Source organism: Curtobacterium sp. NPDC088465 (assembly GCF_044753165.1).
In the GTDB taxonomy this organism is placed as follows: Bacteria; Actinomycetota; Actinomycetes; order Actinomycetales; family Microbacteriaceae; genus Curtobacterium.
Window position 1 is genome coordinate 124,608 of the sequence record NZ_JBIVMR010000003.1, and the last position, 17,524, is coordinate 142,131.

Annotated in this window: 12 protein-coding genes and 1 tRNA gene; 10 read left to right on the forward strand and 3 right to left on the reverse strand. The window is 73.2% G+C overall.

Annotated elements, in window-relative coordinates:
• Nucleotides 1–61: 61 nt before the first annotated feature.
• From ACIP6W_RS12390 to ACIP6W_RS12420, 7 genes are all read left to right on the forward strand, one after another.
• On the forward strand, nt 62–1,462 hold the full coding sequence (locus ACIP6W_RS12390) for an MFS transporter (RefSeq protein WP_066658565.1): 1,401 nt from the start codon (nt 62–64) through the stop codon (nt 1,460–1,462).
• Between the two features lie 149 nt (nt 1,463–1,611).
• On the forward strand, nt 1,612–2,286 hold the full coding sequence (locus ACIP6W_RS12395) for a GntR family transcriptional regulator (protein ID WP_209685615.1): 675 nt from the start codon (nt 1,612–1,614) through the stop codon (nt 2,284–2,286).
• Nucleotides 2,287–2,629: 343 nt separating this feature from the next.
• Nucleotides 2,630–2,719, forward strand: a tRNA-Ser gene (locus ACIP6W_RS12400).
• 147 nt (nt 2,720–2,866) lie between these two features.
• A complete protein-coding gene (locus ACIP6W_RS12405) occupies nt 2,867–3,865 on the forward strand; it encodes a glycosyl hydrolase family 18 protein (RefSeq protein WP_400429850.1) in 999 nt (332 codons plus the stop codon).
• A 188-nt stretch (nt 3,866–4,053) separates the two neighbouring features.
• Complete coding sequence (locus ACIP6W_RS12410; protein WP_235426362.1) at nt 4,054–5,046, forward strand: MoxR family ATPase; 993 nt, start codon at nt 4,054–4,056, stop codon at nt 5,044–5,046.
• A complete protein-coding gene (locus ACIP6W_RS12415; RefSeq protein WP_400429852.1) occupies nt 5,046–6,377 on the forward strand; it encodes a DUF58 domain-containing protein in 1,332 nt (443 codons plus the stop codon). Before ACIP6W_RS12410 ends, ACIP6W_RS12415 begins: the two co-directional genes overlap by 1 nt.
• Nucleotides 6,374–8,731 (forward strand): transglutaminaseTgpA domain-containing protein, encoded by a 2,358-nt coding sequence (locus tag ACIP6W_RS12420; RefSeq protein WP_400429854.1) that lies wholly within the window; start codon nt 6,374–6,376, stop codon nt 8,729–8,731. The genes ACIP6W_RS12415 and ACIP6W_RS12420 overlap by 4 nt, the downstream gene beginning before the upstream one ends.
• Before the next feature lie 202 nt (nt 8,732–8,933).
• Here ACIP6W_RS12420 and ACIP6W_RS12425 read toward each other — a convergent pair whose 3' ends face one another.
• Both ACIP6W_RS12425 and ACIP6W_RS12430 read right to left on the reverse strand, forming a co-directional pair.
• The gene (locus tag ACIP6W_RS12425) at nt 8,934–9,542 is read right to left on the reverse strand and encodes a TetR/AcrR family transcriptional regulator (protein ID WP_209685623.1); all 609 of its coding nucleotides are present in this window, start codon (nt 9,540–9,542) and stop codon (nt 8,934–8,936) included.
• Between the two features lie 415 nt (nt 9,543–9,957).
• Nucleotides 9,958–10,731, reverse strand: coding sequence for a trimeric intracellular cation channel family protein (locus ACIP6W_RS12430; protein WP_400429856.1), 774 nt, complete (start codon nt 10,729–10,731; stop codon nt 9,958–9,960).
• 69 nt (nt 10,732–10,800) lie between these two features.
• Between ACIP6W_RS12430 and efeU the strand changes: the two genes are divergently transcribed.
• From efeU to ACIP6W_RS12445, 3 genes are read left to right on the forward strand one after another with little or no spacing between them, the layout of a single operon-like run.
• Nucleotides 10,801–12,390, forward strand: coding sequence for an iron uptake transporter permease EfeU (gene efeU / locus ACIP6W_RS12435; RefSeq protein ID WP_400429858.1), 1,590 nt, complete (start codon nt 10,801–10,803; stop codon nt 12,388–12,390).
• Complete coding sequence (gene efeO, locus ACIP6W_RS12440; protein ID WP_400429860.1) at nt 12,377–13,627, forward strand: iron uptake system protein EfeO; 1,251 nt, start codon at nt 12,377–12,379, stop codon at nt 13,625–13,627. The genes efeU and efeO overlap by 14 nt, the downstream gene beginning before the upstream one ends.
• On the forward strand, nt 13,624–14,907 hold the full coding sequence (locus tag ACIP6W_RS12445) for a Dyp-type peroxidase (protein ID WP_209685628.1): 1,284 nt from the start codon (nt 13,624–13,626) through the stop codon (nt 14,905–14,907). Before efeO ends, ACIP6W_RS12445 begins: the two co-directional genes overlap by 4 nt.
• Before the next feature lie 253 nt (nt 14,908–15,160).
• On the opposite strand, the gene ACIP6W_RS12450 is transcribed toward ACIP6W_RS12445, so the two are convergent.
• The gene (locus tag ACIP6W_RS12450) at nt 15,161–17,509 is read right to left on the reverse strand and encodes a bifunctional UDP-sugar hydrolase/5'-nucleotidase (RefSeq protein WP_209685630.1); all 2,349 of its coding nucleotides are present in this window, start codon (nt 17,507–17,509) and stop codon (nt 15,161–15,163) included.
• Nucleotides 17,510–17,524 lie beyond the last annotated feature (15 nt).

The window sequence follows — 17,524 nt, forward strand, 5'->3', positions numbered from 1 at the left end:
ACGGTCCGCTCTCGTGAGCAGCACGACGAACGGGGCGATCAAGAGCCTGGTCCCCGCCAGGATGGACAGACTGCCGTGGACGCGCTTCCACTGGAGCGTGGTGGTGGGTCTGGGGGTGTCCTGGATCCTCGACGGCCTCGAGATCCAGATCGTCTCGAACGCCGGCTTCCAGGCCGACCTCGACCTGTCGACGCAGCAGGTCACCCTGCTCGGCACCATCTACCTGGTGGGACAGGTCGTCGGCGCCCTGGTCTTCGGACGGATGTCCGACCGGCTCGGCCGCCGCAAGCTCTTCATCCTGACGCTCGCGATCTACCTCATCGGTTCGGGCATCGCCGGACTCGCCCAGGACTTCTGGTTCCTGGCGGCGTTCCGCTTCGTGGCGGGCCTCGGCATCGGCGGTGAGTACGCGGCGATCAACTCGGCGATCGACGAACTCATCCCGTCGAAGTACCGCGGGCACGTCGACATCGCCATCAACGGCACGTACTGGGGCGGTGCGGCGCTCGGCGCCTTCGCCAACATCTACCTGCTCGACACGTCGATCTTCGCCGAGAACATCGGGTGGCGCATCGGGTTCTTCCTCGGCCCGGTGCTCGGCATCGCGATCATCTTCCTGCGGCGGCACATCCCGGAGAGCCCGCGGTGGCTGATGACTCACGGACGCGAGGAGGAGGCCGAGCGCACGGTCTCCGAGATCGAGGCCTCCGTCGAGAAGTCCACCGGACACCGGCTGCCGGACGTCGACGAGTCGAAGGCCATGACCGTCACGCCGCTGGACAAGGTGGGGTTCCTGACGATCGCCAAGGTGCTGCTGAAGCAGTACCCGACCCGCACCCTGGTGGGCGCGACCATGATGATCACCCAGGCGTTCCTCTACAACGCGATCTTCTTCACCTACGCCCTGGTGCTCACGAACTTCTTCGGGCTGAAGACCGCCGAGACGGCCGTGTACTTCTTCCCGTTCGCGATCGGCAACCTGCTGGGGCCGATCGTGCTCGGCCGGTTCTTCGACACCTGGGGTCGTCGGCAGATGATCTTCCTGACCTACCTGGTGTCGGGTCTGGTGCTCGCCACCTCGGCGTTCCTGTTCCGAGCCGACGCCATCAGCGCCACCGTGCAGGTCGTGTTCTGGTGCGTCTCGTTCTTCTTCGCCTCGGCCGGTGCCTCGAGCGCCTACCTGACCGTGAGCGAGATCTTCCCGCTCGAGCTGCGGTCGCAGGCGATCTCGTACTTCTTCGCCCTCGCGCAGATCTTCGGAGCGGTCGCCCCGGCGATCTACGGTGCGTTCATCGGGGACGGGTCGTCGCGTGAGCCGCTCTTCTGGGGGTACCTGCTCGGGTCGGCGGTGATGATCGCCGGCGGGATCGTGGCCTTGGTGTTCGGAGTTGATGCGGCGCGCAAGGGGCTGGAGGACATCACCCAACCCTTGTCCGTCCTCACCGACGCGTCCAAGAAGTAGGATTTCGTATACGTGATGTTTAGCGCCGAGGCCCTTCCGCTGGGAGGGTCTCGGCATGGCACTCCTCCACATCCCGACCCCGACCGGATCGTTCCCCTGGTCGCCCGCTCCCGGAGCACCGGGTGGTCGTCGTGCGTGACCCTGGGGCGATGGATCGCTCATCGTCCTCGGGGAACGACCGGGTTCCCGACCCGAACGGCATCCGCCGCAGCCTGCTGCGTGACGCCGTCTTCCTCAAGCTGCTCGAGAACGTCCTGCGCGGGGTCTACCGGCGGGGGCAACGGCTCCGGCTCGACGACATCGCCCGGGACATGCAGGTCTCGCGCACACCCGTCCGCGAAGCCCTCGTCCCGCTCGAGTCGCTGCGGCTCGTCAGCGTGCAGCGGTACGTCGGCGTCGTCGTCGCCCACTGGTCCGTCGGCCAGATGGTCGAGCGACTCCGGGTGGCCCGGGCGATGATCGCCGATCCCGCTCCCGGCTGCCAGGGGGTGGACGAGCAGTTCGACGCGCTCGCGTTCAGGTCCTGCCTGACCGAGGCCGGGGCGCTCGTCGAGCTCGGTGCCTGGTACCTCCGTCGGCGCGGTGCGATCGTCAGTGCCGACTGGCTCACGGCGCAGCGGGCCGTGCTCGACACCTTCTTCACGGACGACGTCGCCGTGGCGAACGGCATCGACGCCGTCGTCGGGCGGCGTGCTCGTGTGCAGCAGGTCGAACGGGCGGCTGCTGCGGCGGAGCGTGGACAGCTCGACGAGTGCGCCGCAGCGCTCGTGGGGTTGGCGGAGGACCTCATCGCGTTGCCCGACCGGTTCCGCTCCGCCGCGTGAGGCACGGTGGGGCAGCGCCCACCGGAGAGCACCCAGAGCGGGGGCGCGGACCGGGTCCGCGCCCCCTGGTCGTCCCCGTCCGGGCCGCCGCGGTCGGGTGCGTCGGGCTCGGCAGAAGGGGGGACGACGTCTGGTGCTGTGTCGCGGCGACGGGGGAGGTGATGCCCCCGGAACGTGATGTCCGCGTCCCGACGATGCTAGGCGTCGGGGTACGAGCGGACAAGCCCCACCTGTCCCCACTTCAGGGGACCCGGTGACCGACCCGAGATGATCGTGTCGTGGCGGGAGGTCGAGAGGAGGCTCGTCCTCCTGTATGGTGGGTCTCGCGCTCGTGAGAGCGCACGGAGACGTCGCATAGTCCGGCCGAGTGCACCACCCTGCTAAGGTGGAGTCCCCTTTGAGGGGACCGAGGGTTCAAATCCCTCCGTCTCCGCAGTCGACCAAACCCCTGCCACCGGCGGGGGTTTCGTCGTTCCGGCAGGGTGCGCGCGGGAACACGACGGTGCGGCCGTGCTCGACGGTCGGGAGGCACGGGCCGGCTCGGCACGGGTGCCCTGGCCCCGCCCACTACCGTTGCCCCGTGATCCGCTCATCCGCCCTCGCCGTCGCGCTCGTTGTGATCGTCACCACGGTCGCCGGCTGCGCCGACGCGTCCGCTGCCCGCGGCGTCGCCGTCGAGGCGTACGTCGAGCCGGGAGCCCCGACGGCGGTCGCCCGGGTACGAGCCGCCACCGAGCGGGCGGACACGATCGGCATCGACGGTGTCACGCTCTCCGCGGACGGCACGGGCCTCGCGCCGCTGCCCGACGGCGTCGACCGACTCGCCCGCGCCGCGGCCCGCGGGAGCGCGCGACCGGAGCTCCTCGTCAGCAACTACTCCGAGACGCTCGGTGACTTCTCGCCGGAGACCGCCTCGGCGCTGCTGGCCGACCCGGTCGCCCGCGGACGGGTCGCTCGGGACCTGGCGGCCCTGGCGCACGACCACCACTGCACGGGCGTGCAGATCGACCTCGAATCACTGCGCGACCGCGACCGCGCGGGACTCGTCGCCTTCGCGGCCGCGCTCGAGGACGCGGTGCACGACGAGCTCGGTGCCGACGCCCCGGTGTCGATGGCCGTGATGGCGTCCACCTCGGCCGCGGGCTTCCGGGACACCGGGTACGACCTCCGTCGTCTGGCGGAGCACGTCGACCGCTTCGTGCTGATGACCTACGACCAGCACGGCCCGTGGAGCGGACCGGGCACGATCGGTGCCCTGCCGTGGGCGCAGCGCGTCGTCGAGGTGGCCGAGCACGAGGGACTGCCGGCCGACCGCACCGACCTCGGCGTCGCCGGGTACGGGTACCGCTGGGGTGGACCGGACGCCGGGCAGGTGTCGCCGACGCGGGCCCGTGCGCTGGCCGGCGGTGCCGCACGCTGGTCGGACCGCACGGGGGAGTGGTCGGCGACGCTCGGTGACGGACACGAGCTGCACTGGTCGGACGCCCGCTCCTACCGGGCACGTGTCGCGCTGGCGCAGCGACTCGGGCTGCACGGCGTCGCGCTCTGGTCGCTGACGACCGAGGCCCTGCCGCGCTGACGCCCGCACCGACCGGACCGTGACCAGGAGGCGGACGGGAGGCGCGTGGCGGCCCCGCACCGCGCCTCCCGTCCGTCGCGGGGCAGGGCCCGTGTGTGCCTTCCGGATGATCGGTGACGCATCCTCCGGTGCCTGTCACCGCGCCGTTGTAGCATGCACGACACCTGTCCCGAGACGAGGAGGCCTGCGTGCCGGACCAGACCGACCAAGCCTTCCCGATCGAGCACGTGCGAGCGGTGGGCGACGACGTCGTCGCAGCCGTCTCCACCGTGGTGGACGGCAAGGTCGACGCCATCCGCACGGCGTTCACCGTGATGCTCGCCGAGGGGCACCTGCTCGTCGAGGACGTCCCCGGCGTCGGCAAGACCGTGCTCGCGAAGGCGCTCGGTGCCTCGGTCGGCGGGACGGTGAACCGCATCCAGTTCACCTCGGACATGCTGCCGTCCGACGTCACCGGTGTGAACATCTACGACCAGTCGTCGGGCACGTTCCGGTTCTCGCCGGGTCCGGTGTTCGCGAACGTCGTCATCGGTGACGAGATCAACCGCACGAGCCCGAAGACCCAGTCGGCCCTGCTCGAGGCGATGGCCGAGGCGCAGGTGACCGTCGACGGCGTGACCCGGCCGCTGGAGTCGCCGTTCATGATCGTCGCGACCCAGAACCCGATCGACATGGAGGGCACGTACCCGCTGCCCGAGGCCCAGCGCGACCGGTTCATGGCCCGCATCGCGATGGGGTACCCCAGCGCGGACGCCGAGCGCCAGATGCTCGCGGCGCGCGGGACCCGCGACCCGCTGTCCGCGCTCCGACCGATCGTCGACGTGCAGACGCTGCGGGCGATCGTGCACGCCGTGCGCGGGGTGCACCTTGCCCACGACGTCGAGGCCTACATCGTCGCGATCGTCCGTGCCACCCGCACGCACCCGGACCTCGTGCTGGGCGCGAGCCCTCGCGCCACCCTGCACCTGGCGCAGGCCGCTCGTGCCCACGCCGCGCTGCTCGGTCGCCCGTTCGTCACCCCCGACGACGTCGCCCACCTCGCACCGGTGATCCTGTCCCACCGTCTCGTCCCGGTCGCCCGCGGGCTCGGCGGGGCCGCCGAGGACACCGCGCGCGACGTGGTCGTCCGGATCGTGTCCGACACCGCCGTGCCGTTCGCCTCGGCCGCCGTCCGCTCCTGATGCCCGACGGCAGCGGGCCCTCGACGTCCGCGCTGCGTGCGGGCGCGGTGCGGTCGTGGGTGCTCCGCACCGGGCGACGCGGCGCGGCCATGCTCCGCCGGACCCCGTTCCCGCGGCCGACGGCCAGGGGGTGGACGGTGCTCGGGTCGGGGATCGCCCTCGTCGGCGGTGGTCTCGTCGCCACGACGAGCATCGCCGTCTCCGCCGGGCTCCTGCTGCTCGTGCTGCTCGTGCTCGGGATCGTCATGGCACTCGTCGTCGCGGCGCCGCTGCGTGCGACCCGGTCGACCGCCCGCTCGGTCGTGCAGGTCGGTGAGGTCCACCGCGAGCGGATCACCCTGCGGGGGACGTCGCTGCCGATCGGGCCGCGGACGACCCTGCTGGTGCGGGAACAGCTCGAGGACGCCCTCGCGAGCGTGTCCGACGCGCAGACCTACGCCCTGGTCGGCCCGAACGAGCCCCCGGCGGTGCTCGACGTCGAGGCCCTCGCGATGCACCGGGGCCGCACGCTGGTCGGCCCCGTGACCATCCGCGTCGAGGACCCCTTCGGCCTGCTGCGCATCGACCGGCCGGTCGTCCCCGCCGAGGAGGTCGTGATCGTCCCCGCATCCACCACCCTCGGTGCCATCGACACCGGAGCGCTCGCGGGTGCCGTCTCGGCGGACGAGGGCCGTGTGGGTCAGGGCGGTTCCGCCGACGACAGCGAGCTCCGGCCGTACCGGCAGGGCGACCCGATCCGCCGCGTGCACTGGGCACAGAGCGCCCGACGCGGCGAACTCCACGTCCGCCAGACCACGCAGGCGCAGCCGCCGGAGGCCGTCATCGCCATCGACCTCCGCCGAGAGTCCTACCAGGCGCTCGGCCGCGACGACCTCGCGGAACTGAGCGACCTCGGTGGCGACGCCGCGTTCGAGCACGCCGTCGTCGTCGCCGCGAGCGTCGCCCGTGCCCTCAGCGCGCGAACGTCGCGCGTGGTGCTCGTGAGCGACGACACTCCGGGCGCGGGACGGCACACCGGCGACGTCGGCAGCCTGACGGACCTGCTCGTCGGACTCGCCGACGTCCGGGTCCGCTCGGACGCCCGCCCGATCACCGAGGTCCTGTCCGACGTGCACGGTCGCGACGTCCACGGCATGACCGCCGTCGTCACCGGCCGGTGCACCGCCGAGCAGGCCGCAGAGCTCGTCGCCGCGACGAGCGGGTCCAGTCGCGGCATCCTCGCGACCATCGTCCCGCCCGACCCCGTGGTGCGCGGCATCCTCGACCGTGCCGGTTGGCGGACCCTGGTCGTGCCCGTCGCGGGCGCGCAGGCGCACGGGAGCACCCGGTGAGCGGGACCTCGACCGCCGACCGCGTCAGGACGCCCACGCGCAGCGGCCGCCCCGAGCGTCCGGCCGAACGCGACGACGCCCCGGGGCCGTGGGTCGTCGCCCTGGCACCGCTGCCGGTCCTCATCGCGGCGCTCGCGATGCGTCCGCTCGTGCAGGGCACCGCCTGGTGGCTGTCCGGCGTCGTCTTCACGGCGGTGCTCGTCGCCGTCGTCCTCGCCGTCCGCCGTCGCGCTCCGGGCGTGCGCTTCATCGCCCTCGTCGCCACGCTGGTGGTCGGGTCGTGCGTCGCCGCGGTCGTCAACGACGTCCACCCCCTCGGCTGGCTCGACCGCGAGGGAGCCCTCGGCGAGGCGCTCGCCGCGATCCGGCTCAACCCCGCGCCGCTGCCGCAGAGCGACGCGATCCGCTTGATCGTCACCGTCGCGATCGCCTGGGTGGCCGGGGTGACCCTGTTCCTCGCCGCGATCGCGCCGACCGTCGCGCTCGCGGCCGTGCCCGCGCTGGTCGTGCTCATCGTCCCCGGTGTCGTCACGGGCGAGCCCGCCTCGCCGGTGCTCGTCGTCCTGGTGGGGGCGGCGTTCCTCGGGCTCCTCTGGCTGTCCGTCCGACCGGTGCAACGGGCGTTCCCGGCCGCCGTGGTGGGCGCGATCGGGCTCGTCGTCGCCGTGGGGCTCCCGGTGCTCGTCCCGATCAACGCCAGCTGGCTGTCCGGCGTGACGGGCGCGCTGCAGGCCCCGATCCAGCCCGGTCGTCCCGGCACGCTGCTCGAGCTCGGCCGCGACCTCCGCCAGCCGAACGAGCTCGAGGTGTTCCGCTACCGCACCGCCGACGGGCAGCCGGAGTACCTCAAGCTCGCCGACCTCGACGAGTTCGGCACCGGCGACTGGGTGCCGACCGTGACCGACGCCAGCACCGCGGAGACCGCGGACCAGCAGCAGTGGGCGGTCGGGATCAACCCCCGTCTGGCGAGCCGCGGCGACCTGACCGTGCGGATCACCGGGCTGTCGAGCAACTACCTGCCCGTGCCCGGCGGCGCGGTGTCGCTCGAGTCGCAGTCGACGAACCTGGACCTGTCGCAGTGGCGCTGGATGGGGGACTCGAGCACGGTCCGGTCGACCGGTCCCGTGACCCAGCGCGGTTCGACCTACCAGGTCTTCGGCGCCTCGACCTGGTCGGGGGAGTACCTCGACGCGATCGCCGCGAGCGGGATCCTCGGGCGCACCGACGGCCGCGGGTTCACGGCGCCGAGCGAGACGCAGCTCCGCACCGACCTGGCACTGCCCGAGGACCTGCCACGTGACATCCGGGCGGCGGCCCAGCGGGTGGCCGGCGGGCTGCCGAACGACTACGCCCGCGCGCGTGCCCTGGAGCAGTGGTTCCGGAGCGACCTCTTCACCTACTCCGAGACGGCCCCCGTCGAGCAGGGCTACGACGGCGACAGCATGGACGTGATCGACACGTTCCTGCGCGTGCGCCAGGGCTACTGCGTGCACTTCGCGTCGTCGATGGCCGTGATGGCGCGGACGCTCGGGATCCCGTCGCGCATCGCGGTCGGGTACCGGGCGAGCAGCGACCAGACGGAGGACGGCGAGTACACCGTCTCGAACCGACAGCTGCACTCGTGGCCCGAGCTGTACATCCGTGGCGCCGGTTGGGTGTCGTTCGAGCCGACCCCGAGCTCCGACGCCGCAGCGCAGGCGGGGACCGAGTCGTCGGCGACGCCGGCTCCGGCCCCGTCGGAGACGCCGCTGCCGGCCCCGGGGGAGACCGCTCCCGCCGAGGCCTCGCCCACCCCGACACCCTCCGCCTCGACCGGAGCGGGTGCGGCGGCCACGACGGGCGGCGGCGCCGGACCCGGTGCCGTCGGCCTGGTGGTCGGACTGCTGCTCCTGCTGGCGGTGCTCGTCGCACCCGGGGCCGTCCGTGTGGTGCGTCGGCGCCGACGGCTCGCCGCGGTGCAGGCGGGACGCTCGCCCGCACTGCAGGCCTGGCGCGAGGTGCTCGACGACGTCGCCGACCACGGGTACGCACCGGGGCTCGCGCCGCCGGATGACGCCGCCGCAGCAGCGCGGACGGCGCGTGCGGTGCGCGGTCGGCTCGTCGGGACCGTCCCCGCGAGGGTGCTCCCGCACCTGACGAGCATCGTCGATGCGGTCGACCTGGAGCGCTTCGCCGCGGACGGTGCGGCGGGCGTGGACACGGCAGCACTCCGGCGGGCCGTCCTGGAGGCTCGTGTCGCCCTCGACGCGTCCGTCCCGCGGGCGCGCGTGGTCCGGGCGCGGCTGTTCCCGCCGAGCCTGCTGCCCTCGTCCGCGTGGTCCCACGAGGGCCGGCAGCGCCGGCGCACGGCCTAGCCGCCGCGCGGCGGCTACGCGCCGGCCGTGCCGGGCCGGGCGTGGTGTGGCGTGCTCGCGCACAACGGGGAGCACGTCGCGCCGCGGAATCGCGTGGCGCGACGTGCTTCCGGTTGTGCGGACGGCTGCTCGCCCCGCCGCGCCGGGCGCATGCGCCCTGCCGCGCCGGCGCGCAGGCGGCGGCGCCGCGGCCGCGGCCGCGTCAGCGCCGCGGGCGCACGACCGCGTCGACCAGGCTCGCGATGACGTCGCCGGGGTTCACCCCGGGCAGGGCCGGCCCGTCGAACACGATCCCGGTGTTCGCGCCGATGAGCAGCGTGGCGAAGTCCTCGAGCGGCATGCCCGGCTCGACCTCGGGGTGCGCCCCGAACCACGACCGGACCAGGTCGAGCACGCCGTCCTGCAGCTCGCGCCGCTGCCGGACGAACTCGGGCATGAACTCCGGGTCGCGGAGCGCGTACCCCCGGAGCTCCGAGACGAGGGCGAACTGCCGACCCTGGTCGTACCGCCCGAACGCCGCCCGGACGACCTCGGCGATGCTCGCGGCGGCGACGTCCTCGTGGACGACCTCCTGGAGCGCGGCGAGGATCCGGTTCGTCGAGCGCTGCATGACCTGGGCGACGAGGTCCTGCTTCGACGTGAAGTTCGAGTAGACGGCGCCCTTGCTGAAGCCGGCGCGAGCGGCCACGTCGTCGAGCCGGGCGCCGTGCACGCCGGACTCGGCGAAGACGTCGGCTCCGGCGACGAGCAGTCGTTCGCGCACCTCGGCGCGGGGTGTCCGGGGGTTGGGGGAGGAAGCGTCGTCGCGCATGGGTCCTGGTCCGTGATCGTCGTCGTGGACGGTGGTGCGCCGTCCTGTCGATCCCCGCGCGTCGGTGGCGCACGGGCCGTGCCGCACCCGGTCCGGTGCGACCCTCGGAGACCTGCCGCGCCGCGCGTCGTGATCACGCGCGGCACCAGCGAAGCCCCCGGCCCCGTCGCTCGGTGGACCGCCACGTTCGGGTCGTGTCGGTGCGTCGAGGACGGTGGTCACCGGGTCGGTACCCGGCGGGAGCGATCGTACCGCGGCAGGCCGCTGCAGCGACGGGGTCGTGCGTCGTCCGGACGGTGGGCCACCGCCGTGCCCGGGCACCGACCGGAGCCCGGGCCGAGGCGCTGACCGAGGCGCCGACCGAGGCACCGGCCGAGGTGCTGACGGGCGCTGACGGAACCCCGACCGCGGCTCGTCAGGCGCCGTCGGGCGTGTCCCGGTCGCTGCGGACGGCCCCGTCGCCGGTTCGGCGTCCGGGTCGACGGAGCAGCCGGATCGCGTCGGGGCGCAGCCGTCGCCCGCGCTGCAGCAGTGCGCCGAGCGTCGACTTCGGCTGCCACTCGCGACCGTTCGGCAGCCCCCAGCCGCGCTTGACGGCCCCGTACCGGAGCCCGAGCGACAGCACGATCGCGGCGATGATGCCGATCGACGGCGATCCGAGGTACGAGGCGACCACCATCACCGCGGACGCGGCGACGGCCACGGTGGCGTAGAGCGCGTTCCCGCCGAACACCGCGGGCACGCGACGGAGCAGCAGGTCGCGCATCGCCCCGCCGCCGACCGCGGTGATGGTGCCCATGATGATCGCGGCGGGCCAGCCGAGACCGGCGTCGAAGGTCCGCTGGACCCCGACCACGGACCAGAAGCCGATGACGGCGGCGTCCAGCACGGTGAACAGTCGGTCCCAGGTGAGCTCCGAGAACGACACGAAGAACGCGACCAGTGCGCCGGCGATCGCCACGGGCAGGTAGAGCGGGTCGACGAGCGCGACGGGCGGCCCGTTCTGCAGCAGGGTGTCGCGGAGCATGCCGCCGCCGAGGCCGGAGACGAAGCCGACGACGAGGAAGCCGAACAGGTCGAAGTCCATCGTGCGTGCGAGCGAGCCGCCCAGCAGTGCCGAGGCGAACACGCCGGCGAGGTCGAGCACGTTGGTGACCGACGCCAGGGCCTCCGGGGTCAGCACGTTCATGAGAACAATCAAACCCCACGTCGCCGGAGTGGCGGGCCGAGCGCTGGTTAGGTTAGCCTCACCTTCGCCATGATCGCCACCCTCGTCATCGGCCTCCGCGAAGGCCTCGAAGCGACGCTCATCGTCGGCATCATCGCCGCGTTCCTCCGTCGCAACCGCGCGCCTCTCGCCCCGATGTGGGCCGGCGTCGGGCTCGCCGTCGCGCTGAGCATCGCCGTCGGCTTCGGCCTGCAGCTCGTCGAGCAGGCACTGCCCCAGGCCCAGCAGGAGGGCATGGAGACGGTCATCGGAGCCGTCGCCGTGGCCTTCGTCACCGGGATGATCGTCTGGATGCGCACGCACGCGCGCACGCTGTCGCGGGACCTGCAGGCCAGTGCGTCGGCGGCGCTCGGACGGGGGACCGCCTGGGCGCTGGCGGGCATGGCGTTCCTCGCGGTCCTCAAGGAGGGGTTCGAGACCTCGGTCTTCCTCCTCGCGACCTTCCAGGCGTCGTCGGACACCGGCACGGCAGCCGTCGGTGCCGTGATCGGCATCGCGGTCGCGGTGGCGGTCGGGTACGGCATCTACACCGGCGGGGTCCGCCTCGACCTCGGCCGGTTCTTCACCGGTACCGGCGTCTTCCTCGTCTTCGTCGCCGGCGGCCTCGTGCTCACCGCACTGCGGCACGCGCACGAGGCCGGGTGGCTCGTCATCGGCCAGCAGCGCACGGTCGACCTCGGGTGGCTCGCCCCCAACGGGTCGCTCCGCGGCGCCCTCGTCACCGGCGTCCTCGGGATCCCCGCCGATCCGCGCGTCATCGAGGTGCTCGGCTGGTTCCTCTACGTCGTGCCCGTCCTCGCCGTCGCGGTCTGGCCGCGCCGCTGGCGTCCGTCGCCGGCCCGCGTCCCGGTGGTCCGCGCGGCGGTCGCCGCCGGGCTCGCGGCCACGGCCGTCGTCCTCGCCCTGGTCGTCCCGAGCACGGACGTCGACCTGCCGCGCACGACGGCGGTCACCGGTGACGCACGGTCCGTCACGGCGGACGTCGACGGTCCGGCAGCAGTCCTGCGCGTCTCCGGCACCGGCCGGGAGGCACGACGCACCCTCCCCGCGTCGGCCCACCGCCGCGTGACCCGCTCCGGCGTCGCCGCCGACCGCTGGCAGGTCACCGAGGACGTCCCGGTCGCCGGCCGCCCCACCTCGCTGACGCTCGACGACCTCGTCGGCCTCTTCGGCCGGGTCCCCGTCGGCATCTCGCCGAGCACGGACCCCGGGCCGTTCACGGCCCGCTGGTCCGTCCGCGAGACCGTCACCCTGACCACCGTCGGTGGGGGTGTCCTGGACGCGACCCGCTCGGAACGCGACGTGCTCACACTGCGCGGTGGGGGCCTCCCGGCCGCCCGGACCACCACGCTGGAACGCACGGTGTGGGCGGTGCCGACCGACCGCGTCGACCGCGCGGCCGCGGACCTGGCCGCGGCGCACACCCGCGCTGCCGAGCTGCGGCTCTGGAGCACCTGGCTGCCGATCGCGCTCGCCGTCGCCGCCGCCGCACAGGCGTTGCTCGCCCTCCGCGACCGTCGGCGCGCCGTCGCCCCACCGACCACCACCCCCGGAACCGACCCGTCGCGCGGACCGCCCGCCGACGTCCCTGCAAGGAGCCTCGACCATGCCGTTCGGTAGGACCGCCCGCCCCCGCGCCGCCCACCCCCTGGCCGCCCGCCCCCTGATCGTCCTCGGTGCGCTCGGCACCGTCACCGCCCTCGCCCTGTCCGGCTGCTCGACGGGGTCGCCCGCCGACGACAGCTCGAGCAGCACCGGGAAGCTCTCCCGTGTCACCATCACCCTGACGAACGACGGCTCCGACGCCTGCGCCGTGTCGACCACGAAGGTCCCCGCGGGCCCCGTCACGTTCACGGTGCACAACGAGTCGTCCACCGCCATCACCGAGGTGGAGCTCCTGCAGGACCAGCGCATCCTCGGCGAGAAGGAGAACCTCGCCCCGGGGCTCGACGCCGTCCGCTTCACCGCCACGCTGAGCGGTGGGGAGTACCAGGTCTACTGCCCGGGTGCCGAGCACGAGCTCACCGACCTCACCGTGACCGGCAAGGCTGCGTCGACCGCGAACAGCAGCGCGGCCACCCTGCTCGCCGACGGAGCGAAGGGCTACGCGACCTACGTCGACGGCCAGGTCACCGACATGGTGGCGGCCGTGCAGCAGCTGCAGCACGACGTGGACGCCGGCGACCTCGACGCGGCGAAGCGCGACTACGCGGCGGCCCGTCCGTTCTACGAGCACGTCGAGAGCGACGTCGACGGCTTCGTCAAGAAGGGGTTCTCGGCCACCGACAACGCCGGCAACCTCGACTACCTGATCGACATGCGCGCGTCGAACCTCGACGACGCCGTCGGCTGGAGCGGCTTCCACGCCGTCGAGAAGGACCTGTTCCAGGCCGGCGCGATCACCGCGTCGACGAAGGAGACCGCGGCCGCACTGACCGCCGACGTCGAGCTCCTCGCGAAGCGCGTGCCGTCGATCGAGTACAAGCCCGAGGACCTGGCGAACGGCGCGGCCGGGCTGCTCGAGGAGGTCCAGTCGAACAAGATCACGGGCGAGGAGGAGGCGTACAGCCACATCGACCTCGTCGACCTCGCCGCGAACGTCGAGGGTGCCCGACAGGCCTTCGCGTACCTCAAGCCCGGCCTGACGAAGGTCGACCCGGCGCTGACGAAGCAGATCGCCACGCAGTTCGACACGACGAACACACTGATGGACGGCTTCCGCGACGCGGACTCCCTCGGCGGCTTCGCCACGTGGGACACCGCCGCGAAGGCGAAGGACGCCAACCGCATCTCGCAGCAGGTCCAGGCGCTGCAGGACCCGCTCTCGCGCCTGGCCGAGAAGGTCGCGACGGCGTGAACGACTCCCGCTTCTCCCGCCGCGGGCTGATCGGTGCCGGGCTCGCGGCCGCCGGTGCGGGCGTAGGTGCCGTCGCGGGTGTCGCCGGGTCGGCCGCCGCCACCGGCGTCGACCCGTTCACCGCGGCCGCGAACGGCGACGAGTCCGTCGACCTGTCGCAGTCGGTCCCGTTCTACGCGACCGCCGCCCGGCAGCCGCAGGGCGGGATCCGCACGACGCCGCAGCGGCACTGCGTCTTCATGGTGTTCGACCTGACGGCGTCCACCGCGACCGAACTCCAGGTCCTGCTCGCCCGCTGGTCGGCCGCGATCGCGCAGCTGCAGGCCGGCCGGACGATCGGCAGCGTCGAACCCGTCCACGGCGACGGTGTGGGAGCGGACACGGGCGAGGCGCTCGACCTCGGCCCGGCGTCACTGACCGTCACCGTCGGGCTCGGGCCCGGCGTCTTCGACGAGCGCTTCGGCCTCGCCGCGAAGCGTCCGGCGCACCTGGCCGCGATCCCGCCGCTGCCGAGCGACGACCTGGACGCGCAGCTGACCGGCGGCGACCTGTCGCTGCAGGCCTGCGCCGACGACCCGCAGGTGGCGTACCACGCGGTCCGCGACCTGGCCCGGATGGCCCGCGGCACCGCGACCGTGCGGTGGACCGTGATCGGGTTCGGCCGCGCCTCGGCCGGTCCGACGCAGTCGACGCCGCGCAACCTGATGGGGTTCAAGGACGGGACGCGGAACGTCACGACGGACGACGAGTACGACCGGTTCGTGTGGCTCGACCGCGGAGCCGACTGGATGGCCGGTGGCACGTACCAGGTGGTGCGGAAGATCCGCATGAACCTGGAGACCTGGGACGCCGACGTCGTCTCCGACCAGCAGCGGGTGTTCGGCCGGACGAAGGTCGAGGGCGCGCCGCTCTCCGGCGGGTCGGAGCACACGACGCCGGACTTCCACGCCCGGGCGCCGCACGGCACCGACGCGGACGGCGGGACCGCGATCGACCCGCGCTCCCACGTCGCCCTCGCGGCGCACGAGAACAACGGCGGCGTGAAGATCCTGCGCCGCGGGTACAACTACACCGACGGGCTGAACCAGTACGGGCAGCTCGACGCCGGCCTGCTCTTCGCGGCGTACGTGAACGACCCGGAGCACGTCACGCGGCTGCAGCGGAAGCTCGGTGCGTCCGACCGCCTGAACGAGTACGTGTCGCACATCGGGTCCGGGGTGTTCGCCGTGCCGCCGGCACCCCGCAAGGGCTCGTACATCGGGGAGCAGCTCTTCCACTGACCCCGGCGGGAGTCGAGGTGGGTGCCCTCCGTCGTTTCCCTGGAGACGGAGAGCACCCGCGCCGCGGAGTCCGGCGGACGGAACCACCGCCCGCCCCCTGGGGGGACGACCCGGCGCGACGCATCGCGATGCGACAGGGGGAGCGTACCTCGCGGGACTGCCCCTGAGCAGTCCCGTTCTGGGATCGGACAGCGGAACGGGCCGCCCCACCAGGTGGGACGGCCCGTCGCGTTGTCGGCCGGGAGGCGCGGTGTCAGTCCGTCAGGACCGGCCCGTCCTCGACGGCGCGCTTCCGGCGTGCGAGCACCAGCGCCACGGCGCCGGCGAGCAGCAGGACGCCGGCGGCGATGCCCGGGAACACCAGGTCGGCGCCGGTGAACGCCAGGTCGCCGCGAGCGGCGTCCGGTCGGTCGGCGTCCACGACACCGGTGCCCGCGCCGTCGGCACCGCCCGCGCTGCCGTCGCCGTCGGTGTCGCCGCTGCCCGGCAGGCCGGGACCGGGGGTACCCGGGTCGGTCGGCTCGCCGGTGCCCGGCTCCGGCTCGACGGCCGTCTCGACCGGGACCGTCACGGCGAGGGTCACGGTCTGCCCGTTCGGCAGGGTGAGGACGAGCGGCTGGTCGGTCGTCGCGGTCGGGGCGGCGGCGCGGGCAGCAGCGGTCGGAACGGCCGTCGGCTCCGTGTCCGCGGCAGGCGTGCCCGGCACGGTGAACGCGAGGGTCGCGCGACCCTGCTCGTCGGTGGTGTCGACGACCGTCGTGTCGACCTCGGCGGACGCGAGCTCCTGACCACCGGCGCTGACCGAGACGGTGCCGCCCTGGTCGGCCGCGTTGCTGAAGGTCAGGGACGACAGGTCGATGCGGACGTCGTCGCCGGGGCCGAAGCCGCCGGCAGGTGCCTCGGAGACCCGGACGCCGACGGCCCGCTGGTCCTCCTGGACCGCGACGGTCGGGTGTGCTCGGAAGTACTGGACCTGCGCCTCGAGGTCGACCATGCCGCTGTCCTGCTTCGCGGCGGCGTCCTTGAAGGCGGCGAAGTTGTCTCCGCCGGTCGCGAGGAACGAGTTCACCGTGACCTTGTAGGTGCGGTCGGACGCGATCGGGTCACCGTCGAGGGTCATGCCCGTGATGCGCTCGCCGGCCGTGGCCAGCGGGTCGTAGGTGTAGCTGAAGCCCTCGGAGACGCCGAGCTTGAGGAAGGGGCGGCTCGCGGTCGACGGCTGCCACTGCTGCTCGAGCGCCCGCCGGATCTGGTCGCCGGTCAGGTCGAGCACGACGAGCGTGTTCGCGAAGGGCTGGACGACCGCCGCTTCCTTGTACGTCACCGCGCCGGAAGCGATGTCCGCGCGGAGACCGCCCGGGTTCATGAAGGCGATCTGCGAGCCCTGGCGCTGCGTCTGGTCACGCTGCACCTCGGCGACGAAGTTGCCGAGGGTGGACTCGCCGCCGCGGTTCTCCGACCCGTTCGACTGCACGGCGCGCTGCAGGTCGCGGTCCACCGTGCCCAGCTCGACGGCGCCGAGGCGGTCGGCTTCCTGCACGGCGGCGTCGACCGTGGTCTGCACGGCGGGGTCGGGCGTGTACGTGCCGTCGACCAGGCGCAGGTTCTCGGGCGTCGCCGCGGTCACCGTGCCGTCCGCGGCGACCGTGAGCTCGACGTGACCGAGGTTGAAGCCGTACGAGCCGGTCTGGATCACGGGGCGGGCGACGGTACCGCCGGTCGGGACGACCGAGTAGGCGTACGTCTGGTGCGTGTGGGCGGACAGGATCGCCGAGACCTTCGGCGTGACGCCGTGGACCGCGCGCGCGAAGTCGGAGTCGTCGCCGGGCGCGACCTCGGCGGGGGACTCGGCGCCGTCGTGCACGAGGAGGACGAGCACGTCGGCCTCGTCGTTCGCCGTGTCACCGTCGGTGAGCTGCGCCGCGACCTTGTTCACCTCGGTCGTGATGTCGCCCATCTCCAGTCCGGCGATGCCGTCCGGAGCGACGAGTCCCTGGCCGACGAGGTCGACCGTCGCACCGATGAACCCGACGCGCTTGCCGCTGATCTCCTGGATCGAGTACGGCTGGAACGCGGGTTCGCCCGTGGCCGAGTCGAGGATGTTCGCGGAGACGTAGTCCCACTGTGCCGCGCGGACGCCCTCGCCCTGGCCGCCGATCACGCGGTCGCGCAGGTCGTCCTGGCCCTTGTCGAGCTCGTGGTTGCCGATGGCGCTGACCGACAGGTCCATCTGGTTGAGGACGTCGATGGTGGGCTGGTCGTCCTGGATGAAGGACTCGAACGTCGAGCCGCCGATGTTGTCGCCGGAGCTGACGAAGGCGGACGTCGAGGGATCGGCACCCCGGAGCTGCTCGAGTGCACCGGCGAGGGTCGCGGCACCGGCGGCGTCGCCGTCCCGCGGTGCCGGAGCACCGGCGGAGTCCTTCGAGATCGACTGCGCGATGCGGCCGTGGAAGTCGTTGACGTTGTAGAGGTCGATCGTGGTGTCGCCCTCGGCGGCGAGGGCGGCGGACGGGACGGTCAGGGCGGTGAGGACGCCGGCGGCGACCAGGGCGGAGGCCCCGGCCAGGCGCCGGCGACGCGGGGGAGTGTGAGCGTTCATCACCGCAAGAACCTA